The 26993-nt window shown below is 59.9% G+C and carries 24 protein-coding genes; 17 read left to right on the top strand and 7 right to left on the bottom strand.

The genetic code is table 11. The features are described 5' to 3' along the window. Nucleotides 1–9: 9 nt before the first annotated feature. From pyrG to rlmD, 4 genes are all read right to left on the bottom strand, one after another. Nucleotides 10–1647, bottom strand: a complete 1638-nt coding sequence (gene pyrG / locus G5229_RS16260; protein WP_005335584.1) for a glutamine hydrolyzing CTP synthase — start codon at nucleotides 1645–1647, stop codon at nucleotides 10–12. 141 nt (nucleotides 1648–1788) lie between these two features. Next, nucleotides 1789–2586, bottom strand: a complete 798-nt coding sequence (gene mazG / locus G5229_RS16255; protein ID WP_216952021.1) for a nucleoside triphosphate pyrophosphohydrolase — start codon at nucleotides 2584–2586, stop codon at nucleotides 1789–1791. 73 nt (nucleotides 2587–2659) lie between these two features. Beyond that, nucleotides 2660–4873 carry a GTP diphosphokinase gene (relA, locus tag G5229_RS16250; RefSeq protein ID WP_005335588.1) on the bottom strand — a complete coding sequence of 738 codons (2214 nt, stop codon included), beginning with the start codon at nucleotides 4871–4873 and terminating at the stop codon, nucleotides 2660–2662. A 389-nt stretch (nucleotides 4874–5262) separates the two neighbouring features. Further along, nucleotides 5263–6585, bottom strand: coding sequence for a 23S rRNA (uracil(1939)-C(5))-methyltransferase RlmD (gene rlmD, locus G5229_RS16245; protein ID WP_421209649.1), 1323 nt, complete (start codon nucleotides 6583–6585; stop codon nucleotides 5263–5265). A 153-nt stretch (nucleotides 6586–6738) separates the two neighbouring features. On the opposite strand from rlmD, the gene barA reads away from it, so the two are divergent. The 7 genes from barA (at nucleotide 6739) to galE (ending at nucleotide 15740) form a co-directional block, all read left to right on the top strand. Next, entirely contained in the window at nucleotides 6739–9456 is a 2718-nt protein-coding gene (gene barA, locus G5229_RS16240; protein WP_075114607.1) for a two-component sensor histidine kinase BarA, read from the top strand. A gap of 89 nt (nucleotides 9457–9545) precedes the next feature. After that, on the top strand, nucleotides 9546–10025 hold the full coding sequence (locus tag G5229_RS16235; RefSeq protein WP_421209647.1) for a DUF1456 family protein: 480 nt from the start codon (nucleotides 9546–9548) through the stop codon (nucleotides 10023–10025). A 34-nt stretch (nucleotides 10026–10059) separates the two neighbouring features. Then, a complete protein-coding gene (locus G5229_RS16230) occupies nucleotides 10060–10947 on the top strand; it encodes an N-acetylmuramoyl-L-alanine amidase (RefSeq protein WP_421209645.1) in 888 nt (295 codons plus the stop codon). Nucleotides 10948–11102: 155 nt separating this feature from the next. After that, nucleotides 11103–11570, top strand: a complete 468-nt coding sequence (locus tag G5229_RS16225; protein WP_021229540.1) for a Dps family protein — start codon at nucleotides 11103–11105, stop codon at nucleotides 11568–11570. 289 nt (nucleotides 11571–11859) lie between these two features. Then, complete coding sequence (hcp, locus tag G5229_RS16220; protein ID WP_421209691.1) at nucleotides 11860–13509, top strand: hydroxylamine reductase; 1650 nt, start codon at nucleotides 11860–11862, stop codon at nucleotides 13507–13509. A 111-nt stretch (nucleotides 13510–13620) separates the two neighbouring features. Beyond that, on the top strand, nucleotides 13621–14610 hold the full coding sequence (locus G5229_RS16215; RefSeq protein ID WP_421209643.1) for an FAD-binding oxidoreductase: 990 nt from the start codon (nucleotides 13621–13623) through the stop codon (nucleotides 14608–14610). A 116-nt stretch (nucleotides 14611–14726) separates the two neighbouring features. Then, nucleotides 14727–15740, top strand: a complete 1014-nt coding sequence (galE, locus tag G5229_RS16210; protein ID WP_005335608.1) for a UDP-glucose 4-epimerase GalE — start codon at nucleotides 14727–14729, stop codon at nucleotides 15738–15740. 69 nt (nucleotides 15741–15809) lie between these two features. Here the strand turns inward: galE and G5229_RS16205 are convergent, their stop codons facing one another. Beyond that, complete coding sequence (locus G5229_RS16205; protein WP_421209641.1) at nucleotides 15810–16511, bottom strand: phosphatase PAP2 family protein; 702 nt, start codon at nucleotides 16509–16511, stop codon at nucleotides 15810–15812. 258 nt (nucleotides 16512–16769) lie between these two features. Here G5229_RS16205 and mpl point away from each other — a divergent pair, with 258 nt between their 5' ends. Then, a complete protein-coding gene (mpl, locus tag G5229_RS16200; RefSeq protein WP_019445347.1) occupies nucleotides 16770–18140 on the top strand; it encodes a UDP-N-acetylmuramate:L-alanyl-gamma-D-glutamyl-meso-diaminopimelate ligase in 1371 nt (456 codons plus the stop codon). After that, entirely contained in the window at nucleotides 18137–18748 is a 612-nt protein-coding gene (locus G5229_RS16195; protein ID WP_069529846.1) for a flavin prenyltransferase UbiX, read from the top strand. The genes mpl and G5229_RS16195 overlap by 4 nt, the downstream gene beginning before the upstream one ends. A gap of 72 nt (nucleotides 18749–18820) precedes the next feature. On the opposite strand, the gene G5229_RS16190 is transcribed toward G5229_RS16195, so the two are convergent. After that, on the bottom strand, nucleotides 18821–19435 hold the full coding sequence (locus G5229_RS16190) for a TetR/AcrR family transcriptional regulator (RefSeq protein ID WP_019445349.1): 615 nt from the start codon (nucleotides 19433–19435) through the stop codon (nucleotides 18821–18823). A 201-nt stretch (nucleotides 19436–19636) separates the two neighbouring features. Here G5229_RS16190 and hpt point away from each other — a divergent pair, with 201 nt between their 5' ends. From hpt to G5229_RS16150, 8 genes are all read left to right on the top strand, one after another. Then, nucleotides 19637–20167 (top strand): hypoxanthine phosphoribosyltransferase, encoded by a 531-nt coding sequence (hpt, locus tag G5229_RS16185; RefSeq protein WP_421209638.1) that lies wholly within the window; start codon nucleotides 19637–19639, stop codon nucleotides 20165–20167. 111 nt (nucleotides 20168–20278) lie between these two features. Next, nucleotides 20279–21196 (top strand): ABC transporter ATP-binding protein, encoded by a 918-nt coding sequence (locus tag G5229_RS16180; RefSeq protein ID WP_201933394.1) that lies wholly within the window; start codon nucleotides 20279–20281, stop codon nucleotides 21194–21196. Beyond that, nucleotides 21193–21966 carry an ABC transporter permease gene (locus G5229_RS16175; RefSeq protein ID WP_019445351.1) on the top strand — a complete coding sequence of 258 codons (774 nt, stop codon included), beginning with the start codon at nucleotides 21193–21195 and terminating at the stop codon, nucleotides 21964–21966. Before G5229_RS16180 ends, G5229_RS16175 begins: the two co-directional genes overlap by 4 nt. A gap of 226 nt (nucleotides 21967–22192) precedes the next feature. Next, nucleotides 22193–23344 carry a double-cubane-cluster-containing anaerobic reductase gene (locus G5229_RS16170; protein WP_337073495.1) on the top strand — a complete coding sequence of 384 codons (1152 nt, stop codon included), beginning with the start codon at nucleotides 22193–22195 and terminating at the stop codon, nucleotides 23342–23344. A 9-nt stretch (nucleotides 23345–23353) separates the two neighbouring features. Further along, entirely contained in the window at nucleotides 23354–24136 is a 783-nt protein-coding gene (locus G5229_RS16165; protein WP_320545803.1) for an acyl-CoA dehydratase activase, read from the top strand. Continuing rightward, the gene (locus G5229_RS16160) at nucleotides 24133–24441 is read left to right on the top strand and encodes a DUF3343 domain-containing protein (RefSeq protein ID WP_421209635.1); all 309 of its coding nucleotides are present in this window, start codon (nucleotides 24133–24135) and stop codon (nucleotides 24439–24441) included. The genes G5229_RS16165 and G5229_RS16160 overlap by 4 nt, the downstream gene beginning before the upstream one ends. Before the next feature lie 14 nt (nucleotides 24442–24455). Next, nucleotides 24456–24890 (top strand): MauE/DoxX family redox-associated membrane protein, encoded by a 435-nt coding sequence (locus G5229_RS16155; RefSeq protein WP_421209633.1) that lies wholly within the window; start codon nucleotides 24456–24458, stop codon nucleotides 24888–24890. Between the two features lie 4 nt (nucleotides 24891–24894). Next, nucleotides 24895–25422, top strand: a complete 528-nt coding sequence (locus tag G5229_RS16150) for a rhodanese-like domain-containing protein (RefSeq protein ID WP_421209631.1) — start codon at nucleotides 24895–24897, stop codon at nucleotides 25420–25422. Between the two features lie 83 nt (nucleotides 25423–25505). On the opposite strand, the gene G5229_RS16145 is transcribed toward G5229_RS16150, so the two are convergent. Continuing rightward, nucleotides 25506–26873, bottom strand: a complete 1368-nt coding sequence (locus tag G5229_RS16145; protein WP_421209629.1) for a cation:dicarboxylate symporter family transporter — start codon at nucleotides 26871–26873, stop codon at nucleotides 25506–25508. Nucleotides 26874–26993 lie beyond the last annotated feature (120 nt).

Here is a 26993-nt window from a genome sequence, read left to right as displayed (position 1 = left end):
TATTTTCAATTACTTCAAATTACGCTTCTGATACTCGCCTGCCGCCTTCACAAAACCGGCGAACAGAGCGTGGCCATCACGAGGAGTAGAGGTGAACTCCGGGTGGAACTGCGCAGCCACGAACCAGGGGTGATCCGGGATCTCGATGATTTCCACCAACTTCTTGTCGGCGGAGAGACCGGTCACTTTCAGACCTGCCGCTTCAATCTGCGGCAGCAGCTTGTTGTTGACTTCATAACGGTGGCGGTGACGCTCGTAAATGGTCGGGCTGCCGTACATCTGACGCACCTTGGAATCTTCGACCAGGTGGCAGAGCTGGGAACCCAGACGCATGGTACCGCCCAAATCGGACTTCTCGGTACGGGTCTCGACGTTACCCTCTTCATCCACCCACTCGGTGATGAGGCCGACGACCGGATAGGCGCAATCTTTCTTGAATTCGGAGGAGTGAGCCCCTTCCATGCCCGCCACGTTGCGAGCGAATTCGATCATGGCAACCTGCATGCCGAGGCAGATACCCAGGTAGGGGATCTTGTTCTCGCGGGCATACTGGGCAGCCAGAATTTTGCCTTCCACACCGCGCTCACCGAAGCCACCCGGCACCAGGATCGCGTCCAGACCTTCCAGCAGCTCGGCGCCACGAGTCTCGATATCCTGAGAGTCGATGTACTTGATGTTGACGGAGTGACGGGTCTTGAGACCACCGTGCTTGAGCGCCTCGTTGACGGACTTGTAAGCGTCCGGCAGGGAGACGTACTTGCCGACCATACCGATGGTCACTTCACCAGTCGGGTTGGCCTCTTCGTAGATAACCTGTTCCCACTCGGACAAGTCAGCCTCTTTGCACTCCAGACCGAAACGCTCGGTGAAGTAGGAGTCCAGGTTCTGGGACTTCAGCAGTGCCGGGATCTTGTAGATGGAGTCGACGTCTTTCATGGAGATGACGGCGCGCTCGGGCACGTTGCAGAACAGGGCAATTTTGGCGCGCTCGTTGGCCGGAATGGCACGGTCGGAGCGGCAGATCAGCACATCCGGCTGGATACCGATGGAGAGCAGCTCTTTAACGGAGTGCTGGGTCGGCTTGGTCTTCACTTCACCGGCAGCGGCCAGGTAAGGAACCAGAGTCAGGTGCATGAACATGGCATTGTTGCGGCCCACTTCGGCAGCCAGCTGACGAATGGCTTCGAGGAACGGCAGGGACTCGATGTCACCTACGGTACCGCCCACTTCGACGATGGCAACCTGATGGCCTTCGGCACCGGCAATCACCCGCTCTTTGATGGCGTTGGTGATGTGCGGGATAACCTGAATGGTGGCGCCCAGATAGTCACCACGGCGCTCTTTACGCAGTACGTCGGCGTAGATACGGCCGGTGGTAAAGTTGTTGCGACGGGTCATCTTGGTGCGGATGAAACGCTCGTAGTGGCCCAAATCCAGATCGGTTTCGGCCCCGTCCTCGGTTACGAACACTTCACCATGCTGGGTCGGGCTCATGGTGCCCGGATCCACGTTGATGTACGGGTCCAGTTTCATGATGGTCACATCCAGACCACGGGCTTCCAGAATGGCTGCCAGAGAAGCTGCGGCAATGCCTTTGCCGAGGGATGAAACAACGCCACCAGTAACAAAAATATATTTGGTCGTCATGCTGAACCTGAAAGAAGTTTAGGGAATTTTAAGGGGTGCTTCGGGGATGAAGCAGGACGGGGAAACAGTATACCAAAAACCCCTCTCCCAAACAATGAGCAAAAATCTATCAGGCTCACCGCCCCCCCATCTTGCGCCAAATCAACTTTGCTCGGTTTCCTTCGCCTTATCCCAGGCGGCATCGAGCTTTTCGAGGGTGCAATCGGTCATTTTCAAGCCTTCTGCGGCGATTATCTGCTCAACCTGACGAAAGCGACGTTCGAACTTGGCGTTGGCACCGCGCAGCACCTGCTCCGGATCCTTGCCCAGATGACGCACCAGATTGACGGTGGCAAACAACAGGTCGCCGAGCTCGTCGCTCACCCGCGCCTCGTCCACATCGGCCATCAATGCCTCTTCCATCACCTCGTCGATCTCTTCGTGGATCTTGTCCACCACAGGCCCCAACGTCTTCCAGTCAAAACCGACGGTGGCGCAACGTTTCTGGATCTTGGCGGCGCGGGTCAGGGCAGGCAGCGAGAGCGGGATATCGTCCAGCACGCTCTCTTTGTCGAGGGCCGCCCGCTCTTTGGCTTTTTCCGCCTCCCAGTTCGCTTTTACCGCCTGCTCGTTGGAGAGATCTGCATCGGAAAAAACGTGGGGGTGACGGCGAATGAGCTTTTCGCTCACCGTGTCGACGATATCGGCGAAGTCGAACAAGCCCCGCTCTTTACCCAGCTGGGCGTAGAACACCACCTGAAACAGCAGGTCGCCCAACTCCCCTTTCAGCCCCTGCCAATCCTCGGTCTCGATGGCATCGGCCACTTCGTAGGCCTCTTCCAGGGTGTGCGGCACTATGGTCTGGAAGTCCTGTTTCAGATCCCAGGGACAGCCGTTTTGCGGATCACGCAAACGAGCCATGATGTCGAGCAGTTGGGACAGATCGTAACGTTGGGACATGGGATATTCGCTTTCGATTCGTTCAAAAAGGGTCGTAAATGCAGACCGGCCACTGGGGCCGGTCGGTTCGATATCAAAGCCGCTTGGCGCTAATTACGTCATTGAGCTGACTGAGCTTGGCCAACGCCCGGTTGAAGGCGTTGATGTTGTAAATCTCCAGCTCCATGTCGATCTCGGCGGTTTGCTCGCGCACGTTTGAGCGCGAACGCACCCCCATCACATTAATCTTCTCGTTGGCCAGCACGGTAGTGATATCGCGCAGCAGGCCGGAGCGATCGTTAGAGATGATCCGGATGGTGAGGCCGTAACCGCCGGAGTAGTTCTCCCCCCACACCGCATCGATCAGCCGCTCCGGGTTGCGACGTGACAGCTCCTTGAGCTGCTCGCAATCTTCCCGGTGGATCGAAACGCCGCGCCCCATGGTGATAAAGCCCTGAATGGAGTCCCCCGGAATGGGCTGGCAGCAGCGGGCGATATGGGTCATCAGGTTGCCGACCCCTTCCACCACGATATGGTCTTTGGGCTTGTGGCGCATCGGCGCGTTGGCCTTCTGCTCCAGCTTCTCCAGCAAGCGGCGATCTTCCTCTTCCGCCGTCGGCTTGTTGTAGCAGGTGTCGAGATAATTGAGCACCTGGTTGATGCGGATGTCGCCGCTGCCGATACCGGCCAGCAGATCGTCGGTGCTCTCCAGATTGAAGCGACGCAGCATGTTGCCCTTGTCGATCTTGGACATGCTGAGGTTGTGGCGATCCAGCTCCTTCTCGAACAGCTCGCGACCGGCCACGATATTCTTGTCCCGATCCAGTTTTCTGAACCAGGTCGCCACCTTGGCCCGCGCCCGGCTGGAGCGCAGGAAGCCGGCGTTGGGGTTCATCCAGTCGCGGCTCGGGTTCGGCTCTTTCTGGGTGATCACCTCCACCTGATCGCCGGTCTGCAGCGCGTAGGTGAATGGCACGATGCGGCCGTCAATCTTGGCGCCGATGCAGCGGTGACCGATCATGCTGTGGACGTGATAGGCAAAATCGAGCGGGGTGGCGCCCGCCGGCAAGTCGATGACATCCCCTTTCGGGGTGAAGACGTAGACTCTGTCCTCGAACACCTGACTGCGCAGATCTTCCAGCAGGGAGCCGCTCTCGGAGAGATCTTCCTGCCAGGCGAGCAGCTTGCGCAGCCACTCGATCTTGTCTTCGAAGGTGTTGGCCTTGCCGCCAGCCTGTGCCCCTTCCTTGTAGCGCCAGTGCGCCGCGACGCCGAGTTCGGCATCCTGATGCATCTGGTCGGTACGGATCTGGATCTCGACCGTCTTGCCCTCCGGCCCCACCACTACGGTGTGGATCGACTGATAGCCGTTGGGTTTGGGGTTGGCGACATAGTCGTCAAACTCGCGGGGAATGTGGTGGAACTGGGTATGCACGATACCGAGCGCCGCATAGCAATCCTGCAGCCGCTTGGTCACTACCCGCACCGCGCGCACATCGAACAACTCGTTGAATTCGAGGTGCTTCTTCTGCATCTTGCGCCAGATGCTGTAGATGTGTTTCGGGCGACCGTACACCTCGGCGTCAACTCCCGCCTCTTTCAACCCATTACGCAGGGATTGCACAAACTCGCGGATATAGCGCTCGCGGTCGAGCCGCTTCTCGTCGAGCTGCTTGGCGATCTGTTTGTAGGTATCCGGGTGCAGGTAACGGAAGGCGAGATCTTCCAGCTCCCACTTGAGCTGGCCGATGCCCAGACGGTTGGCGAGCGGCGCATAGATGTTGGTGATCTCCTGGGCCATCAGCACCCGGGTCTCTTCATCTGCCGTCTTCGCTTCCCGCAGGCAGGCGATCCGCTCCGCCAGCTTGATCACCACAGCGCGCACATCCTCGACCATGGCGAGCAACATGCGACGCACGTTGTCGACCTGCTCCGGTGAGGTTTCGCTGCGATGGAGGGTCTGCAGGGAGCGGATGGCTTCCATCTCCAGCACCCCTTCCACCAGCTTGGCGATCTTGGAACCGAAGTCCTCGTCCATCCGCTCCTGGCTGATGAGACCGGCTTCGACGAAGGGGTAGATGATGGCCGCTTTGAGGGTGCCGATATCCATGCTGAGCATCTGCAGGATGCCCACCATTTCGATGCCGCGCACCAGCAGCTTGCTGGTCAGCGCCTCGTCACCGAGCGTCAGACAATACTGGTAGACGGTTCGCAGCTGATCCTTTTCACTGTCACTCAAGGAGAGCGAGCTGACCCACTCTTCCAGGGTGAAGTTGTCTTTCAAATGAATATCGCGAACCGCAACCATGGTATCAATCCTTTAAATTATCGGGCCGAAAGCTGTCACTTCCCCCCTCATGAGATTGCCTCAAATGGGGATATCCAGCGCACTTTTCAAGGCATATTGTCCAGAAAGACAATAGAGCGCGCCAACAGGCCCTGCCGAACGACGAGGGTCTAGATTACCCCAATCACATCAGCTCAAACAGACGCAGACACGCCAGATTACATATCCGCATCGCCGTACCGATGAGCAGGATTACTTCATATACACACCAGCTCAAACAGACGCAGACATGCCAGATTGAACATCCGCATCGCCGTACAGATGAGCAGGATTACTTCATATACACACCTGCTCAAAGAGTAACGAACATGCCGGATGACCTATCCGGCATCGCCGAACTGATGAGTCATTTACTCCCGTTCAAACAGCGCCATGGACTCCAGATGACCGGTGTGAGGGAACATGTCGAGCATGCCGAGGCACACCAGACGATAACCCCCTTTCACCAGCACCTGACTGTCCCGCGCCAGGGTGACCGGGTTACAGGAGACGTAGACCACCCGCTTGGGTGAAAGTTTCACGACGTGTCCCATCACTTCCAGCGCGCCGGGACGAGCCGGATCCAGCAGCACCAGATCGAACCCTTCCCGCGCCCAGGACATACCGACGATGTCATCACTCAGGTCGGCCTTGTAGAAACGTGCATTGGTGATGCCGTTGCGACGGGCGTTCTCTTCGGCCCGCTGCACCATGGCCAGTTCACCTTCCACACCGACCACTTCGCGAGCCTGACGGGCCAGCGGCAGGGTGAAGTTGCCGATGCCGCAGAAGAGATCGAGCACCTTGTCATCCTTGCTCGCCCCGAGCCATGTCAGCGCCTGCTCCACCATGCTCTGGTTGATGGGGCCGTTGACCTGAATGAAATCACCGGGAGCAAATGCAAGAGACAAGCCATCAAGCGAGTAGGATGGGGAAAATTGTTGCTGCAGCGCTTCGATGCGCTCATCGGCCGCCTGCAGATAGAGGTCGATCCCCTGCGTTTTTGCAAACTCCACCAGCAGGGCGCGATCCGCCTCATTGGGGCGGCCGGTGTGACGCAGCAGCATCATGATCCCCTGCTCGGCCTGGATAAGCTCCGCATGGCCCAGCTCGCGCTGGCTCTTGAGGCGATTGAGGCATTCACGCAGCGGGGCAATCAACGCAGAGAGCGGCTCGGCCAATACAGGGCAACTGCCGATCTCCACCAGATCGTTACTGTTGCGGCGGCGGAAACCAACCCGGGTGCAGCGACCGTTCTTGTCAAATTTGATGGCCAGACGACAGACCCGGCGGTAGGCACGATCTTCACCGGTCAGTACCGGCTCCAGCGCCGGCGCCTTGATATTGCCCAACCGCTCGAACAGGCTGACCAGTCCGGCCGCCTTGGCGGCTTGCTGATCGGCAACCGACATGTGCTGGGCACTGCAACCGCCGCACTCGCGATAGTGGCTGCAGAAGGGGGCGATACGATTGGCCGCCGGGGTCACCACCTGCTGCAAGGCGGCGTGACCATACTGCTTTTTCTCTTCGGTGATGCGTGCCTTGACGGTCTCGCCGGGCAGTGCCCCTTCGACGAAGATCGCCTTGCCCTGATGGCGACCGATACCGACGCAGTGGTGATCGAGGGTGTCTATCGTAAATTCAATGCGTTGGAGCTGGGTGGACTTCTTTTGGGGCTTGAAAAACTGGGCCATAAAACTTGGTGCCTATAGGTGGCTATGTCATGATTGTGGAATCTGCTGCCGGGTATTGTCCCACAAGAATAATAGTATGACCAAATACGGCCACAGAGCCCGTGTATTGCCATCAACCCTATCGCCAACCCTGTTCACTGGTGGCCTGTTCGTATGACCAAATATGGCCTGAGAGCACGCGTTCTCGCCTTCACCATCCTGCCGACCCTGATCATCGGTGGCCTGATGGCCGGTTACTTCACCTTCCACCGCTACCAGCAGCTGGAAAACAACCTCATTGATCAGGGGATCAACATCATCGAACCGCTGGCGATCGCCAGTGAATACGGGATGACCCAGCACAGTCGAGAATCCCTCAAGCGGCTGATTGGCCTGACCCATCGCAAGAACTCCCCCTTCATCAAGTCCATCGCTGTCTTCACCCAGGACAACCAGCTGTTCGTTACCTCGAACTACCACCGGGATTTCACCCGGCTCAGGCTGCCCGATGGCGAACCCATTCCGGATTTGACCAGCGTGACGTTTCAGGGGGACGACATCATTTTGCGCACCCCGATCCAGGCTGAAACCAGTCTGGATGGCTTTCCGCTACCAAGCGATGTGGAGCCGCCGATGATCGGCTACATCTCGATGCAGATGGCAACCGACAGGGCCATGTTGCTGCAGTACCGCGACACCTTCTTTGCGGTGATCATGGTGCTCATCGGGGTCGCCTTCAGTACCCTGTTTGGCTTCCGGCTGGTCAAGAGCGTGACCCAGCCCATCACCAACATGGTGCAGGCGGTGCACAAGATCAGGGAGGGGCGGCTCGATACCCGGGTCAGCGGCCAGCTCACCGGCGAGCTGGATATGCTGAAAAACGGCATCAACGCCATGGCCAAGGCGCTCTCCGAATATCACGAAGAGATGCAGCAGAATATCGATCAGGCCACCTCTGACCTGCGCGAAACCCTGGAGCAGATCGAGATCCAGAACGTCGAACTCGACATGGCCAAGAAACGGGCGCAGGAGGCGGCGCGGGTCAAGTCGGAGTTTTTGGCCAACATGTCCCACGAACTGCGCACGCCGCTCAACGGGGTCATCGGTTTTACCCGCCAGTTGCTGAAAACCAGCCTGACCCCGAGCCAGACCGACTACATGCAGACCATCGAGAAATCGGCGCGCAACCTGCTTGGCATCATCAACGACATCCTCGACTTCTCGAAGCTGGAAGCGGGCAAGCTGCAGCTGGAGCATATCCCGTTCAGCCTGCGCGACACCCTCAACGAGACCATGCACCTGCTCGGCCCCAGCGCCCACGACAAACAACTGGAGCTCTCCCTGCGGGTGGATGCCGATGTGCCGGACTACCTCACCGGCGACCCCATGCGTCTGCAACAGGTGCTGACCAACCTCACCGGCAACGCCATCAAGTTCACCGAGCAGGGTAACGTGGATGTCCATATCGAGCAGACCGGCAGTGGCAACCACAAGGTGAGGCTCAACGTCCAGATCCGCGATACCGGCATCGGTATCTCCCAGGAGCAGCAACATCAGCTGTTCCAGGCCTTCAATCAGGCCGACTCCTCCATCTCCCGCCGTTATGGCGGCACGGGTTTAGGCCTTGTCATTACCCAGAAGCTGGTGCAGCAGATGGGCGGCCAGATCCGCTTTGAATCGGAGCTCGGCAAGGGCTCCATCTTCTCGTTCAGTCTGGATGTGGAGGTCTCACCCCTGCCCCAGACCGATCAACTGCCGCTGGATCGGATCCGTGGCAAACGGCTCTGGCTGCTGGAACCGGATCCCTTCGCGCAAGCCTCTCTGCTCGCCCTGCTGGCGGAGTGGCACCTCGACGTGCACCCACTGACCAGCGATGATCCCTGGCCAGAGATGAGCGAGCAGGAGATGGTGATCATCGGCAGCAGCACCCTGCATACGCCGCAGCAGGTGCTCGGCCGTCTCGACAGACTGAACGGCCAGCAGCAGAACACCATAGTGCTGCTCAGCAGCCACGAGCCGGCGCTCTATGAAGCGATGCTGGCCCATGGCGCCCAGCACTGTCTCTCCAAACCGGTCAACCACCGCAAGCTGCTGCACGCCCTGCTCTCGCCGGAATCGAGCCGCCAGAAGCTGCCTGCTCAGCCTGCGCCGCGCCAGTTGCAGCCGATCAAGGTGCTGGCGGTGGACGACAACGCCGCCAACCTCAAGCTGATCGCCGCCATGCTCAAGGAGATGGTGAGTCAGGTGGTGGTGTGCAAAAACGGCAAGGAGGCGGTCAAACAGGCCCAGAGCCAGCCGTTCGACATCATCTTCATGGATATCCAGATGCCGATCATGGATGGCATCAGCGCCACCCAGGCGATCCGCAACCAGTCCCTCAACACCACCACCCCGATCGTGGCGGTGACCGCCCACGCCATTCCCGGAGAGCGAGAGCGGCTGATCCGGCAGGGGATGGACGACTATCTGGCCAAGCCCATCGACGAGAGCATGCTGGCCCAGCTCATCACCGACTTTGCCCATCGCCGCCACCAGAATAATGGTGCCCAACAGATCGACTGGGCACTGGCGGTGCGGCAGGCGGCGGGGAAAGAGCATCTCGCCAGAGAGATGCTGACCATGCTGCTGGCCAGTTTCGACGAGGTGGAACCAGTGCTGGATAGCGCGCTGGCTGGCGAAATTGAAGATAGCGAGGTGCTGGCCCAGCTCCATCGCCTCAACGGTGGCTGTGCCTATTCCGGGGTGCCGGGGCTGCAACGGCTGCTCTCTCAGCTGGAGCAACAGCTGCGTGACGGCGTGCCGGTGAGCGAGCTGGAACCCGAGCTGCTGGAGCTGCAAGATGCGCTGGAACTGGTGCGCCAGGAGGCGCCCCGTTATCTCGGCCAGGCTTGATGAGCTTGACCTGAACTATACCGGCCCCCGCTTTTTCTGACGCGAGGGCCGCCAGATGGTAAAGTTGCGCCGTTTACACAGGAGTCAGCATGACCAACAACGATATTCTGCGCCGTCTGCGCTACGCCCTCACCATCAGCAACGACCAGATGGTCGAGATGTTTGCCAAGGGCAACCTGACGGTCACTCACGCCCAGCTGCACAGCTGGTTGATGAAAGAGGCAGCGGAAGGTGAAGAGCAAGAGGCAGGCTATGTCGCCTGTCCCGACTCGGCCCTGAGCCAGTTCCTCGACGGTTTCATCATCGCCCGCCGCGGCGTGCGGGAAGATGCACCGGCCCAGGTGATCCCGAACCGGATCAACAACAACATGATCCTGCGCAAGCTGCGCATCGGTCTCAACTTCAAGGAAGAGGATATGCTCGGCACCCTCAAGCTCTCCGACTTCAACCTCTCCAAGTCCGAGCTCAGTGCCCTGTTCCGCTCCAAGGATCACAAGCACTATCAGGATTGCGGGGATCAGATCCTGCGCAACTTCCTGATCGGTCTCACAGCCAAATACCGCGGCTAACCAGCCGCGCGACTGACCAGACCGGGCCTTCGACATGTGCCAGCGACTCACTCCTCCCACGCTCAGCAGACTGACTGTGGCAGGGGGATGGCGCTGGCGCTGTCTTCTTCCCCTCTTCTGTCTGCCACTGATTCTGCTGCTGGGCGCCTGCACACCATCCGAGTACCAGCTATCTACCCGCTATCAGAGCGCCAACCAGAACGAGCGGATCGCCTTTCTGATCCTCCACTACACCGACGAAGATGATGCCAACTCCCTGCGCCTGCTGACCGAGCCGGAGCACAAGGTGAGCGCCCACTACCTGATCCCCCGCGACAGCCACGAGACCCCGCTACCGGTCTATCAGCTGGTGCCGGACAGCGCGCGCGCCTGGCATGCGGGACGCAGCCGCTGGCACCAATATGCCGGGCTCAATGCCAGCTCCCTTGGTATCGAGATCGTCAACCTTGGCTATCCACCAGAAGATGAGTCACTGCCACCCGATGCGCGGCGCTGGCAACCCTATACCCCGCAGCAGATTGCCGCCGTCGGCGCCCTCAGCCGGGAGCTGGTCGTCCGCTACCAGATTCCACCGACCCAGGTGCTGGGCCACAGCGATGTCGCCCCCGAGCGCAAGCAGGATCCCGGCCCACACTTCCCCTGGCGCCAGCTCTATCTGACGTACGGGGTCGGCGCCTGGCCAGATGAAGGTCGGGTGGCCGAGCTACTGGCCAGTCCCTTGCCCGATTGGGATGCGGCCATGTGGCAGCAGCAGCTGGCCCGCTATGGCTATGGCCTGCCCCGGAGCGGCCAGTGGGATGAGCAGAGCCGCGCCGTCATGGGCGCCTTTCAACTCCACTTTCGCGCCAGCAAGGTCGATAGCAAACCAGACCGCGAGTGTCAGGCCATCCTGATGGCGCTGCTCGAAAAATACTTCCCCTAATCCTCATCCATTGCCCCCGTTGCTGCGTACTGTTTGATAGCCGTTAGCTATCAAACAGTTAGGCACAAGCAATTGTCCCTGCATTTTGCAAGGCGTTACTCTGAGTGCGTTCCGAAAGAGAATTTAAAACCGATTTCCAAATCTGGAGGTGAATGATGAAAAGCCCGATTGGTCTTGATACTGCTCAATCACAAGCCCTGGCAGCCGAGTTGAACAAATTGCTGGCCAGCTACCAGATCCTCTACATGAACGTGCGCGGCTTCCACTGGAATATCCGTGGCAACCAGTTCTTCGAACTGCACCTGAAATTTGAAGAGATTTACAACGACCTGCTGCTGAAAGTCGATGCTCTGGCCGAGCGGATCCTGACCCTGGATGGCGTGCCCATGCACAGCTTCAGCGACTACCTGAAAGTCTCTGCCATCCCGGAGCAAAAAGGGCTGCACGATGGCCGCGCCTGTGTCGAATCTCTGCTGGAGAGCTTCCGCGAACTGCTGGTCGCCCAGCGCCGTATTCTGGGTCAGGCCGCCGAAGCCGGTGATGAGGGCACTGCCTCCATCCTCTCCGACTATGTGCAGCAGCAGGAAAAACTGGTCTGGATGCTGCGCGCTTATCTGGCCTGATAGTGAACCAAGCCGACTACAGCGTACGTATGCTGGCTTGAGTAAGTACCGGGCCGGAAGCTCCTGACCAGACCACGGCCCAATCCATCTGATTGTTATGTTCTGTTGCAAACCTGAGTTGTCTCTCCTTTTATCCACCCGCTTGCCGTCCTGTTTGGGCGGCTTTTTTTGTTTTTGATCTGCATCAAGGGAATCTTAATTGGCAAATTGAATGCCTATTAAGTTTTTCGCGAGAGGAATAGAATCGCCACAAAACAGACAACTGAAATGTCCAATTAGGAGAGGCATGATGTTTTGTGTGCAATGTGAACAGACAATTCGTACCCCAGCTGGCAACGGCTGTGCCTACGCACAAGGTATGTGCGGCAAGACGGCGGAAACCTCGGATCTGCAGGATGTGCTGATCTATACCCTGCAGGGTCTCAGCGCCTGGGCGCTGGCCGCCCGCGAGCCGGGCATCATCGACCGCGAGATCGATGCCTTCGTGCCCAAGGCCTTCTTCGCCACCCTCACCAACGTCAACTTCGACTCGAATCGCATCGTGGCTTACGTCAATCAGGCCCTCGCCTATCGCCAGCAGTTGGCCGATCGTCTGACCGCCATGGCGGTGCAGGTCAACGACTTACCACAGTCCGCTTACTTCGAACCCGGTGCCGAGCTGCTGGAACAACTTGCCCATGCCGCGCCAGCCGCCCCCAATCGGGGCAAGAGTGAGGTGAACGAAGACATCATGGGGCTGCGCCTGCTCTGCCTTTACGGCCTCAAGGGCGCCGCAGCCTACATGGAGCACGCCCGGGTGCTGGATCAGCAGAGTGACGAGGTGGCTGCCGAATTCCACCGCATCATGAGCTGGCTCAGCACAGATCCGAGCGAAATGGGTCGGCTGTTCAGCTGTGCCATGGAGATCGGTCAGCTCAACTTCAAAATCATGGAGATGCTGGATCTGGGTGAAACCAGCGCCTTCGGCCATCCGGAGCCGACCCAGGTACGCGTCACTCCCATCCCCGGCAAGTGCATTCTGGTCTCCGGCCACGACATGATGGATCTCAAGCTCATTCTGGAGCAGACCAAGGGGACCGGCATTAATGTCTACACCCATGGTGAGATGCTGCCTGCGCTAGCCTATCCCTTCTTCAAGCAGTACCCCCATCTGGTGGGCAACTACGGATCCGCCTGGCAGAACCAGCAGAAAGAGTTTGCCAACTTCCCGGGCGCCGTGGTGATGACCTCCAACTGCATCATCGACCCGAATGTGGGCAACTACTCGGATCGCATCTTCACCCGATCCATCGTCGGCTGGCCGGGCGTAACCCATCTGGAGGGGGATGATTTCTCCGCCGTGATCGCCAAGGCGCAAGCGCTGGAAGGCTTCAAGCACACCGAGCTCGAGCACTTCATCACCATCGGCTTTGCCCGCAACGCCCTGATGCAGGCCGCCCCCGCGGTGATTGAGAAGGTCAAAGCCGGAGAAATCAGCCACTTCTTCCTGGTGGGTGGCTGTGACGGCGACAAGGCCGAGCGCGCCTACTTCACCGAGTTTGCCAAGGCGGCGCCGCGTGACAGCCTGCTGCTCACCTTGGGCTGCGGCAAGTACAAGTTCAACAAGCTCGATTTTGGCGATATCGGCGGCATTCCGCGCCTACTGGACGTGGGCCAGTGCAACGATGCCTACTCAGCCATCCAGCTGGCGCTGGCGCTCTCCGAAGCGTTCGAGTGCGGGGTCAACGATCTGCCGCTAACGCTGGTGCTCTCCTGGTTCGAGCAGAAAGCCATCGTCATTCTGCTCACCCTGCTCTCCCTCGGGGTGAAAGACATTCGTACCGGCCCGACCGCTCCTGCCTTCCTTACCCCGGCCCTGCTCAAGGTGCTGGAGGAGCAATTCGGACTGAAAGGAACCACCACGGCCGAGGCTGACTTGGCCGAGATCCTGGCGGCCTGATCGGCACCTCATGTTGTAAGCGTTTGGCGAGCCGCCCGGCTCGCCTTTTTTCTGGATCCGGCTTTTTCATCAGACGTTTTTCAAACCGTTTCACACCTAAGGAGCCTTGTGATGACCTCTCTCACGCTCATCTGCATTGACCGCCAGCAGAATACCCACGACGTAGTGAGCTGGCAGCTGGCGCCGTTTTCCGGCAACCTCCCTCCCGTGCTGGCAGGCCAGTGCATCACCCTGCACACCGAGATTGACGGCCAGCCGGAGTGCCGCGCCTATACCCTCTCCTCCAGCCCGCAGGATGCATGCTGGCAAGTGACTATCAAGGATGTGGGACGGGTCTCTCGCCATCTACACCAGACCTTGCAAGTGGGAGACAAAATCCGGGTGGATGGCCCGTTCGGCGATTTCAACCTGACCGCCTTGCCTTGCGAACGGCCACTGCTGCTCAGTGCCGGTTCCGGCATTACCCCCATGTGGGCCATGTTGCGGGACGAGCTCGCCAAACGGCCGGATGCCGATATCCGCTTTATTCACAGCGCCCGCTCGCCAGCAGATGTGATCTTCGCAGATGAGTTGGCAGCCTTGGCCAAGGCCCATGCAGGTATTCGCCATGCCCTGATACTGGAAGAGGCGCCAACGGCTCATCCCTGGGTGGGCCGACTCATCCCCGCCATGCTAGCCGAACTGGCCCCAGATCTGCGCGAACGCCATGTGTATCTCTGTGGCCCGGCCCCCTATATGGCGGCGGTCAGGACCATGCTGACGGAGCTGGGATTGCCGCCGGAGCAGCTGCATCAGGAGTCCTTTGGTCTTCCTCCAGCAGAGCCCATCAAGACCACCAGCGACCACTTCTGGCTAACCCTGAAAAAGAGCGGCAAGAAAGTGAAAATCCTGCCGGGTCAGACCCTGCTGGCGGCATTGGAAGCTGCGGGCGAAACCATAATGGCGGCTTGTCGCGCCGGGGTATGTGGCAGCTGTCGTTGCACCACCACAGGTGACATCGAGCGCCAGAGCGTGATGACCTTGAGTGCGCAGGACCTGGAGAGCGGCGTGGCTCTGGCCTGCTCCTGCACCGCGAAAGGGGATATCAGTCTCGATTATTGAGGCGTGGTGAAGGCTTTTGTGAGGTGCGGTGAAAGCGTCATCGGTATCCCAACCTTTTCCCAAGTAGACAGGGGCGCTAGACTCTGCCCCAGTTTCACCAGAACACGGGATAAAAAATGACAATACTGGTCACAGGGGGCGCCGGCTATATCGGCTCCCACACCCTGGTTGAGCTGCTCGGCGCGGGGCAGCAGGTCGTGGTACTCGACAACCTCTCCAACTCCTCACCGGAGTCACTCAAGCGGGTCGAGCAGATCACCGGCAAGCCGGTCACCTTCGTCGAAGGGGATGTGCTGGACAGAGCCTGCCTGCAGCAGCTGTTTGCCAACCACCAGATCGAATCGGTCATCCACTTCGCCGGCCTCAAGGCGGTCGGGGAGTCGAGCCAGATCCCGCTCACCTACTACCAGAACAACATCAGTGGCACTCTGGTGCTGTGCGAAGAGATGGCCAAGGCCGGGGTTTTCCGGCTGGTATTCAGCTCCTCGGCTACCGTCTATGGCGATCCCGCCTCGGTGCCGCTGCGGGAAGATTTCCCCACCAGCGCCACCAACCCCTACGGCCGCTCCAAGCTGATGGTGGAGGAGATCCTGCGCGATCTCGCCAAATCCGATCCCCGCTGGGCTATCGTACTGCTGCGTTACTTCAACCCGGTCGGCGCCCACGAGAGCGGCCTGATTGGTGAAGATCCCAACGGCATCCCCAACAACCTGCTGCCCTATATCAGCCAGGTGGGTGTCGGCAAGCTCAAGGAGCTGGGGGTATTTGGCAACGACTACCCGACCCCGGATGGCACCGGCGTACGCGACTACATCCATGTGGTGGATCTCGCCATCGGTCACCTGAAAGCACTGGCACGCATCAAGAGCGACACCGGCGTCTTCACCTACAACCTGGGCACAGGTCAAGGCTACTCGGTACTGGAGATGGTCAAGGCGTTTGAAGCGGCCAGTGGCCGACCCATTCCCTACCAGATCAAACCCCGTCGCCCGGGCGACATCGCCGAGTGCTGGGCAGAGCCAACGCTGGCCCGTGCCGAGCTGGGCTGGCAGGCAGAACGCGGTCTGGAGCAGATGATGGTCGATACCTGGCGCTGGCAAAGCAACAACCCGAACGGCTATCAAGGCTGATCTCTCGCGGGTGGATAACAAAACGCCCCGACATTTTCATGTCGGGGCGTTTTATTTTGCGACGTTCAATCAGTGGGTCTGACTGCGCAGCAGCGGCACACGGGCCAATCGGGGGGCGATGCGCTCTATCAGCCGATCCGCCAGCGGGGTCAACAGCAGCCAGGGCAGGCAGAGGGTCGCCAGCCCCAGCGCGCCGACGTAGACGTCGGTAAACCAGTGGGCGCCAGCCAGAATGCGCGGCGCGGAAAAGATCGGCACCATCAGCAATGCGGTGACTCCCGCCCAGCGCGGCAGATATCGCAAGGCGTAGCCGGCGAAGATCATCAGGAACAGGGCGTGATCGCCGGGGAAGCTGTCACCGGAAGAGTCCTTGGTCGGAATAGCGCTTAGCTGGGTAACCCGCAGCGCATCGGCCACCATCAGGGTCGGGCTGGGTCGCTCCACCGGCAATCGGTGACCAAGCTGGTTGATCACCAGTGCACTCAGCAGCATGACAATGCCCATCGCCACCAGTTGGCGACGCCCCGCCAAATCCCGGGCAAAGAAACAGCGGGCCAGGATCAACCCCATACAGGTCAGTACTGCCAGATCGAACAGCCGGTTATTAGTGATGGCCACCAGATCGGCCCACAGCGCCGACTGCCCGAGCCAACCATTGACGGTATGAAAAATCGCGAGGTCCCACTGATCCCAGGGACCATGAGCGGGCAGCGCAGCCCAACTGATGGCCACCAGACCACCGACCAGATAGCAAAGCAGGAACTTGCCCATGGGGACTCTCCGTTTGAAAAGGGCGATATCGTAAAACTGTAGGGTGCGTCACAAAACCGAAGAATTGTAAGAAAGTGCGACACAAAATCAAGCCTCAAATAAAACCCAACAACCCACTCCAGCCTCGCACACCGCGACAGCGACAATATTTCTGCCTCCAGTGCGTCATCTGTGGGCCTCTCACCATGAGTGCGGCTTGTGCCACCACCGCAACACCCCCTAGAATGCCCACTTCCCTTTACTGCGAAAGGAAGCGGTATGCATATTCACATTCTCGGGATCTGCGGCACCTTTATGGGTGGTCTGGCGGTGTTGGCAAAACAGCTTGGTTATCGGGTGACCGGTTCGGATGCCAATGTCTATCCCCCCATGAGTACCCAGCTCGAGCAACAGGGCATCGAACTGACCGAAGGCTATGACCCCTCCCAACTCGATCCGGCGCCGGATCTGGTGGTGATTGGCAACGCCATGAGCCGTGGCAACCCCTGTGTTGAATATGTGCTGGATCGCAATCTGCCCTACATCTCCGGCCCCCAGTGGCTGCTGGAGCATGTGCTGCAAGATCGCTGGGTACTGGCCGTTGCCGGCACCCACGGCAAGACCACCACCGCCAGCATGCTGGCCTGGGTGCTGGAGTATGCCAAGCTGGAGCCCGGTTTCCTCATCGGCGGCGTGCCGGGCAACTTCCCGGTCTCGGCCCGTCTCGGCTCCGCCCCCTTCTTCGTCATCGAAGCGGACGAGTATGACTGCGCCTTCTTCGACAAGCGCTCCAAGTTCGTCCACTACCACCCGCGTACCCTGGTGATGAACAACCTGGAGTTCGACCACGCGGACATCTTCCCGGATCTCGCCGCCATCCAGCGCCAGTTCCACCACCTGATGCGTACCGTGCCGAGCAACGGCCGGGTGCTGTTCCCGCAAACGGATGACAACCTCACCGCCGTACGCAAAATGGGCTGCTGGAGCGAAGTGGAGCTGGTGGGTCAGGACGACGCCAAGTGGAAAGCGGTCAAGCTGGCCGATGACGGCTCCGCTTTCGAGGTGTGGCTGGATGGCGAAAAGCAGGGCGAGGTGCACTGGGAGTGCATCGGCGAACACAACGTCAACAATGGCCTGATGGCCATCGCGGCCGCCCGTCATGCTGGCGTGATGGTAGAACATGGTATTGCGGCGCTCTGCCAGTTCAAATCCCCCAAACGGCGGATGGAGCTCAAGGGCGAGGTAGCTGGCATCAGCGTTTATGACGACTTCGCCCACCACCCCACCGCCATCGAAACCACCCTTGGCGGTCTGCGCGCCAAGGTAGGCAAAGCCCGTATCCTGGCAGTGCTGGAGCCGCGCTCCAACACCATGAAGCTGGGGGTACACAAGGAGGAGCTGGCCGGCTGCTTCGATGGTGCTGACGAGGTATTCTTCTTCCAGCCTCCCAACATCGGCTGGGATCTCGGCGAAGTGACTGCCCATATGACCCGACCGGCCAAGGTGTTCAACGATCTGGAGACCCTGATCAACCGGCTGGTGGCCGAGAGCCGCGATGGCGACCATATTCTGATCATGAGCAACGGCGGCTTCGGTGGCATTCATGACAAGCTGATCGCCCGCCTCAAGGATTACCACGGCGAACTATGAACAAAGCGATCACCCTGGCGCTGACCGGCGCCTCCGGCGCCCCCTACGCCCTGCGCCTGCTCCAGTGTCTGGTGCAGGCAGACTATCGGGTCTATCTGCTCGCCTCCTCGGCGGCACGAGTGGTACTCAAGACCGAGCAGCAACAGGATTGGCCCGGCTCGCCGAAAGAGCTCTCTGCCTATCTTTGTCGCCAATATGGCGCCAAGGAGGGGCAGATTGTCGCCTGCGGCAAGGAGGAGTGGTTCTCGCCGGTGGCCTCCGGTTCGGCAGCCCCCAAACAGATGGTGGTCTGCCCCTGCTCCATGGGCACCGTCTCGGCCATTGCCAACGGCACCTCCGACAACCTGCTGGAGCGGGCAGCGGATGTGGTGATCAAGGAGCGCGGCCAGCTGATCCTGGTGCCCCGCGAAACCCCCTTCTCGGCGATCCATCTGGAGAACATGCTGAAACTGGCACGGCTCGGGGTGACCATCATGCCTGCCGCGCCCGGTTTCTATCATGAGCCGAAAAGCATCGCCGATCTGGTGGACTTTATGGTCGCCCGCATCCTCGATCATCTCGGTGTCGAGCATGAGCTGACCCACCGCTGGGGCTATGGCCACCATTGAGGTGACCGCCACATTCGGCCATAAAAAAACGGCGCCACTCAATGAGTGACGCCGTTTTTTCGTTAAGCCGTGTTAGCGAGCCTGAATTGGCGCCGTCACGTACTTGAACAGGAAATCAGTCACCTCTTGGCGCGCCGGGCGCTGAGGTTGATTGATCATCTGCATCATCACATAGCCAAAACCGGTCAGAGAGCGGGCCAGATCCTGTGCTGACAGCACGCTGGTGATCTCCCCTGCATCCATGGAGGTTTGCAGCTCGCTGGCGATCAGCTCAAGGCAGTGATCGAGCAGCCGGGTATAGCGGGGCCATACCTCTTCCCGAACCGATGAGCTCCACTCCAGCCAGATACCGGCATAATCCGGTTGATCGTAGGCGGCATCGACAGAGAGGCGTACATGACGCTGGATCTTGTCGAAAATGGAGCCCTGGTCACCGTATGCCTGCGACAGCATCTGGTTCACAAAGCGTTCGATCTCGGCCAGCACCTCATCTACCAACTCCTCGCGGGTGTTGAAATAGTTGAAGACGGTAGCCACAGAGACCTTGGCCTGTTCGGCTATCTCGGCGTGACCTGCACGGCCAATGCCGCGACGGGAGAACACCTCGATGGCACATTCCATCAATTGGGAGCGACGAGCTTCCGGCGACAGCCGGGTACGACGTCTTATTTCTGCGCGTGGTTCCATAGTTTTTATCATCTAATAGTTATTGATTATGGTGTTTATAGTATTTTAACTAATCATGCCTGAGTGCCTGCTAACTCTATCAATTAAAATAAGCCGATAAAAGCACCACGTATCTCTAGCACCCTTCAACATGAGTGGTAGAATCATCGGTTTTGATATTCATGAACGGCCAAATCCCCTTTGGCCTTATGGGAGTAAGTGATGAAACACACCGTCGAGGTGATGATCTCCGAGGCTGAAGTAGCCGCCCGGATCGCCAAATTGGGTGAAGAGATCACCGCCCGCTATAAGGGTTCTGACGAAGTCGTGATGATTGCGCTGCTGCGCGGTTCCTGCATCTTCCTGGCCGACCTCTGCCGCCAGTGCAAGCTGCCCATCACCCTGGACTTCATGACCGCCTCCAGCTACGGCTCCGGCATGCACAGCACCCGTGACGTCCGCATCCTCAAAGACCTGGACGACGACATCAAGGGCAAGGATGTGGTGATCGTGGAAGACATCATCGATACCGGTTACACCCTCAACAAGGTGCGCGAGATCCTCTCCCTGCGCGAGCCGAAATCCCTGGCCATCTGCACCCTGCTGGACAAACCCTCCCGCCGCGAAGTGCAGGTGCCGGTCGACTGGATTGGCTTCGCCATCCCGGACGAATTCGTGGTCGGCTGCGGCATCGACTACGCCCAGAAGTATCGCAACCTGCCGTTTATCGGCAAAGTGGTACCTCAGGAGTAAGCCAGGTTCAGGAATATCACGGGTGAAGCGGCCTTGCGCCCTTTACTCTGTGCAGGCGGCCTTGGCCGCCTTTTCTGTATCGAGCCGGATTCAACCATCACAGAGGTTGCAATGAACGCACTGGAAATCAGCGGCCTGAAAAAGACCTATCAGGGGGGCGTCGAAGCCCTTAAAGGCATCGATCTTACCGTCAGGCAGGGGGATTTCTTCGCCCTGCTCGGCCCGAACGGCGCGGGCAAGTCCACCACCATCGGCGTCATCAGCTCGCTGGTGAACAAGAGCGCCGGCAAGGTGAAGGTGTTTGGCTACGACATCGACAGCGATCTCGAACAGGCCAAGGCCCAGCTCGGACTGGTACCGCAGGAGTTCAACTTCAGCCAGTTCGAGAAGGTGATCCAGATTGTCACCCATCAGGCCGGTTTCTACGGCGTGCCCAAGGCGGAAGCCAAGATCCGCGCCGAGAAGTACCTGCGCCAGCTCGATCTGTGGGAGAAGCGCGACATGCCTGCCCGCACCCTCTCCGGCGGCATGAAGCGCCGTCTGATGATCGCCCGCGCCCTGATGCACGAACCCAAGCTGCTGATCCTCGATGAGCCGACCGCCGGGGTCGATATCGAGATCCGTCGCTCCATGTGGAGTTTCCTCAAGGATCTCAATGAGCAGGGGGTCACCATCATCCTCACCACCCACTATCTGGAAGAGGCGGAGATGCTCTGCCGCAACATCGGCATCATCGACAAGGGTCGTCTGATCGAGAACACCAGCATGAAAAACCTGCTGGGCAAGCTGGGTCGCGAGACCTTCCTGCTCGACCTTGCGCCAGGTTCTGCCGTACCTGAGGTGCCAGAGTTCAACGGCCGGATGCAGGATGAACGAACCCTTGAGGTGGATCTCGACAAGAGCCAGTCACTCAACAGCCTGTTCGAGCAACTGTCGAACCAGCAGGTGCAGGTCGTGAGCATGCGCAACAAGGCCAACCGGCTGGAAGAGCTGTTCGTCAATCTGGTCGAAGAGGGGAGAAAAGCATGAATCTGGCCATCTACTACATCGCCTTCAAGAGCATTCTGGCCAAGGAGGTGAGCCGCTTCACCCGGATCTGGATCCAGACCCTGGTGCCACCGGCCATCACCATGAGCCTCTACTTCGTCATCTTCGGCAACCTGATCGGTTCGCGCATCGGTGACATGGGCGGTTTCACCTACATGGAGTTCATCGTGCCCGGCCTCATCATGATGTCGGTGATCACCAACTCCTACTCCAACGTTGCCTCCTCCTTCTTCAGCGCCAAGTTCCAGCGCAATATCGAGGAGATGCTGGTGGCACCGGTGCCCAACTACGTCATCATCGCCGGTTACGTGGGCGGTGGTGTGGCGCGCGGCCTCTGTGTCGGCCTTATCGTCACCCTGGTGTCGCTGTTCTTCGTGCCGCTGCAGATCCACCATCTGTTCAGCGTCTGCTTCACCGTGCTGCTCACCGCTATCCTCTTCTCGCTGGGTGGCCTTATCAACGCGGTGTTTGCCAAGACCTTCGACGACATCAGCATCATCCCCACCTTCGTGCTGACGCCGCTCACCTATCTGGGCGGGGTGTTCTACTCCATCAGCCTGCTGCCCCCGTTCTGGCAGGGGGTCTCCCAGGTGAACCCCATCATCTACATGGTGAACGCGTTTCGTTACGGCTTCCTCGGTATCTCCGACGTGCCGCTCGGCACAGCCTACCTCATCATCATCGGCTTTATCGTGGCCCTCTACGGTATCGCCTGGTGGCTTATCTCCCGCGGCACCGGTCTGCGCCACTGATAGCCAAAACGGGCACCTCGCGGTGCCCGTTTTTTATTCCCCCTGTAGCCCCTTCAACCTGCCAGCCCCCTTCCCAATAACCAGCCTGTCATTAAGGAGTTACCTGACACCTTGTGATCCACCGCAATTTTCGAATTACCCCCAAAGGTATAATTCTCGCGGTTGGATGTGCCGTCACGGATGGCCCGTCCGTCTCTTCATTTCTCTCATCAGGGCAGGATCGCCTATGTCACTTATCACCGAGTTGCCAGCCATATTCGATAGTTTTTCAGATGCCCGTCGGCAGGGCTTTCTGGCTGTAATGGCACTCAAGGAGCGACAGATCCCCCTGATCGGTACCTACTGCACCTTTATGCCGCAGGAGGTGGCGATAGCCGCCGGCGCCGTGGTGGTATCGCTCTGCTCCACCAGCGACGAGACCATCGAGGAGGCCGAAAAGGATCTGCCCCGCAACCTCTGCCCGCTCATCAAGAGCAGCTACGGGTTCGGCAAGACCGACAAGTGCCCCTACTTCTACTTCTCCGATCTGGTGGTAGGGGAAACCACCTGCGACGGCAAGAAGAAGATGTACGAGTACATGGCCGAGTTCAAACCGGTGCATGTGATGCAGTTGCCCAACCGCGCCGATGACGAGGCCTCCCGCACCCTGTGGCGCAGCGAAATCGTCCGCTTCAAGGAGTTGCTGGAGCAGCAGTTCGGCAAGCCCATCAGCGAGCAGGCATTGCGAGACGCCATCGTGCTGAAAAACCGCGAGCGCCGCGCGCTGGCCGATTTCTACCGGCTGGGCCAGCTCAATCCGCCGGCACTCAGCGGTACCGACCTGCTCAAGGTGGTCTATGGTGCAACCTTCCGCTTCGACAAGGAGCAGCTCATCAGCGAGCTGCAGGAGATGACCCGCAGCATCAAGGTCGAGTATGCCGAAGGCAAGCGGCTTGATGCCCGCCCGCGCATCCTCATCACCGGCTGCCCCATCGGCGGCGCGGCCGACAAGGTGGTGCGCCTTATCGAGGAGCACGGCGGCTGGGTGGTGGGTTACGAGAACTGCACCGGCGCCAAGGCGACCGAGCAGTGCGTCAGCGAAGAGGGCAACCCGTTCGATGCGCTGACCGACAAGTATCTGGCCATAGGCTGCTCCTGCATCTCTCCCAACCACCAGCGCATGAATCTGCTGAGCCAGATGGTGGAGGAGTATCAGGCGGACGGAGTGATCGATGTGATCCTGCAGGCTTGCCACACCTATGCGGTGGAGTCGCTCGCCATCAAGCGCCATGTGCGCGAACGCCACGGTATCCCCTACATGGCAGTCGAGACCGACTACTCCAGCGCCGACAAGGGACAACTGGCGACCCGGCTGGCCGCCTTTATCGAGATGCTGTAAGGAGGCGCCGTGTCACTCTCCATCGGGATTGACTCGGGCTCCACCGCGACCAAGGGGATCCTGTTCGACAGCCGGGATGGCGGGCGTATCGTCCGCCGTTTTCTGGTGCCGACCCCCTTTCGTCCGCTGGCTGCCATCGAGCAAGGCTGGGAGGAGCTCTCGGCCGATTTGCCCCAACGACCTTATCTGACGCTGACCGGCTATGGCCGGGATCTGGCGTCGTTCGCCGATCGCCGAGTCACCGAGATCTCCTGCCACGGGCTGGGCGCTCGCCTGCTCTGCCCATCGGTACACACCGTCATCGACATCGGCGGGCAGGACAGCAAGGTGATCCAGCTCGATAGCGACGGCAACCTCACCGATTTTCTGATGAACGACAAGTGCGCCGCCGGCACCGGTCGCTTTCTCGAGGTGATCACCCGCACTCTGGGTGCTCGGGTCGAGCAGCTTGACGAACTGCTGCAAGGGGCCGAGCCCCACGACATCAGCAGCATGTGTACCGTGTTTGCCGAATCGGAGGCTATCAGCCTGCGCTCGGCGGGCATTCCGGCCGAGTCAATCCTGGCCGGTATCGTCCGCTCCATGGCCCGGCGCAGTGCCAACTTTATCGGCCGCCTCGGCGCCCGACCGAGCGTACTCTTTACCGGCGGTGTCAGCCACTGCGCCACCTTCCGCCACTATCTGGCCGAAGGGTTGGGCTGCGAAGTGGCCACCCACCCGGATGCCCAGTTTGCCGGTGCGCTGGGTGCCGCCCTGTTCGGCGCGCGCGCCAGCACGGGAGGCAAATCATGAATCAGGAGTTTCTCTACCTGTTCCACTCTACCCTCGGCACGGTCAGACTGCGCAAGCGGCTGGAGCAGCACGACCAGTCGTTTCGGGTCTGCGACGTGCCGCGCCTGCTCAGCGCCGGCTGTGGCCTCGCCATTCGCCTCCACTGCCCGCCAGATGAGTGGCAACAGTGGTGTCAGAACGGTGAAACCGCTGCCGTCTTTCGCTGCGAAGCGGACGGCGACTATCAGGAGCTGGCCCGCTATCCGGCCGATAGCCCGGACATGGCGAAGCAAACGCCTGTGGCTGGCAGTCGGAGTCATGGATGATAAAGAGCTCTCCCATGGCCGTTTATCTGCGCATGCTGGCCAATCTGGCGTTGGGGGGATTCTTCCTCGCCTCCGCCGGGTTCAAGCTGGTCTCCCCCGCCCTGTTTTTCGAACAGATCGCGGCCTTCGGGCTGATCTGGCCGTCACTGATCCCGCCAGTGGCCTGGGGGCTGATTGCCCTTGAGCTCTGCGCAGGGCTGGCGGTCATCGCCAACCGGCGCTGGGGACTCTGGCTGGTGATCGGGCTGCTCGCCCTGTTTATTCCGGTGTTGGGCTATGGCGTTGCCATCGGGCTCGACATCTCTTGCGGCTGTCTGGGCAGGGCTGATCTCAGCTCGTTGCCGGAGGCCATTGTGCGGGATCTGCTGCTACTGACGCTTGCGGGCGCCCTGCTGCGAACTTCCCGCCCCGTTTTTCCCGTTCCCGTTTTTCCCGTACTAAAGGAGTAGTGACATGATGACATTGCGATCCCGCACTCTGCTGGCCTCGCTGATCGCCGCCAGCTTTGCCCTCGCGGGCTGTGGCGACAACCAGTTCGAGCAGGAGGTGAAGCTTGAGCAATCGGCTGTGCAGCTGGCACAGGAGGCGCAGCAGGGGGGCTATCAGCTGCTGACCGTGGCCGAGCTGAAAACCCGGATGGACAAGGGCGAGGAGCTGGTGATCATCGACACCATGCCCTATGAGGACTCCTACAAGAAAGAGCACATCCCGGGCGCCAAGAACTTTGCCTTCGTGAAAGAGGCGAAAGCGGGCGACAACTGGAGCGAGATTGTCGAGGGAAGCGGTACACCGGAGCAGTTCCAGGCGCTGCTGGGTGAAGACAAAGCTCGCCCCGTGGTGATCTACTGCGGCTTCGTCAAGTGCGGCCGCAGCCACAACGCTGCCGCCTGGGCAGTCAATCAGGGCTATCAACAGGTCTATCGGGTGCCGGGCGGCATCTTCGCCTGGAAAGGCGCCGGTTACCCCGTCTCTGCCGAGTAACCGCGTTTGCTCACAAGGCAACACAGCCGATATGAAAGAAGCCCGCAACTGCGGGCTTCTTTCATATTGGGCAACACTCGGGGTTAGCTGGCGGCCTGCTCTTGCGGCTGCTCCGCTTGGGCCAGCTGTTGCTTGCCCAGCAACCGCTTGGTGATCATGGCCGCCATGATGGAGCCGTTGACGTTGAGAGCAGTACGGCCCATGTCCACCAGCGGCTCGATGGCGATCATCACCCCCACCAGCGCGATGGGGAAGTTGAGGGTGGAGAGCACGATCAGCGCGGCGAAGGTGCCGCCACCGCCGACACCAGCCACCCCGATGGAGCCCAGCGCAATCACCGGCAGCAGAGTCAGCAGGAACAGGGGATCAAACGGGTTGATACCGAGCATGGGGGCAATCATCGCCACCATCATGGCCGGATAGATGCCAGCACAACCGTTCTGCCCCAAATTGGCACCGAACGAGGCGGCAAAGTTGGCGATGCTGGCGGGCACCCCAAGACGCTGCTGGGTCTCGATGCTGAGGGGAATGGAGGCGGCGCTGCTGCGGGAGACAAAAGCGAAGGTAAGCACGCCCCACACTTCCCGCAGGTAGTGTAGCGGGTTCTGGCCGATCAGCAGCAGGATCACCATGTGCACCGCAAACATCGCCAGAATGGCGACGTAGCAGACCAGAATAAAGCCGAGCAGGCTGAGGATCTCGCTCAGCGGATAGTGGGCCACCACCCGGGCGATCAGCGCCATCACGCCATAGGGGGTGAGCGCAATCACCACCCGCACCATCTTCATCACCCACAGTTGCAGAGTGTCGATGGCGAGGGCGGCGCGAGCGCCAGCCTCTGGATGCTCCGCCTTCAACTGCAGCAGGGCAACCCCGGCCAGCACGGTGAAGATCACCACCCCGATCACCGAGAGACCGCGGCTGCCCGCCATATCGGCGGCAAAGTTGGTGGGCACCAGCGAGAGCAGCAAGGCCGGCAGGGTCTGGGCACTGTCGATGGTGCTCATGCTCTGTTGCAGCGCAGCCGTGTCGCTGCCGTGGCTCAGCAGCCCCTCGGCAGTGAGACCACTCAGATGGGTCACCGTCATCCCCACCACACCGGCGATCATCACCAGGGTCAGCATGGAGCCGATCAACACGGCGCTGATCTTGCCGAGGGACTGGGCCTGCTCCAGCTTGTTGATGGCAGAAAGGATCGAGGTGAACACCAGCGGCATCATCACCACCTTGAGCAGGCTGACATAGCCGCCGCCGATGATATTGACCCACTCCAGGGTCTGCTGGACGCCGGCATCATCGGCACCCCACCCCAGTTGCAGCGCCAGCCCGAACAGGGCGCCAAACAGCAGACCCGCAAGCACCTTGCGCGAGAGCGGCAACCCGGAGGGTAACCGGGTGAGAGCAAAACAGAGCAGACAGAAAACAAGCGATGCAATCAGGACAAACATCATGAATACCTGTAGCGGCCATCAGGCCGAGAGTGGATTGAAACAAAGGAGGATGCGGGCAGGGCCGCAGAACAAAACGCCGGAATGCAGGAGAGTGCAGGCGTGAAAAAGCAGCGGACGCCC

Origin of the sequence: Aeromonas sp. 602396, assembly GCF_049173735.1 — a bacterium.
Classification (GTDB): domain Bacteria; phylum Pseudomonadota; class Gammaproteobacteria; order Enterobacterales; family Aeromonadaceae; genus Aeromonas; species Aeromonas veronii_A.
The sequence above is the reverse complement of the archived record's forward strand: the minus strand, read 5'-3'. Positions and strand labels throughout refer to the sequence as shown.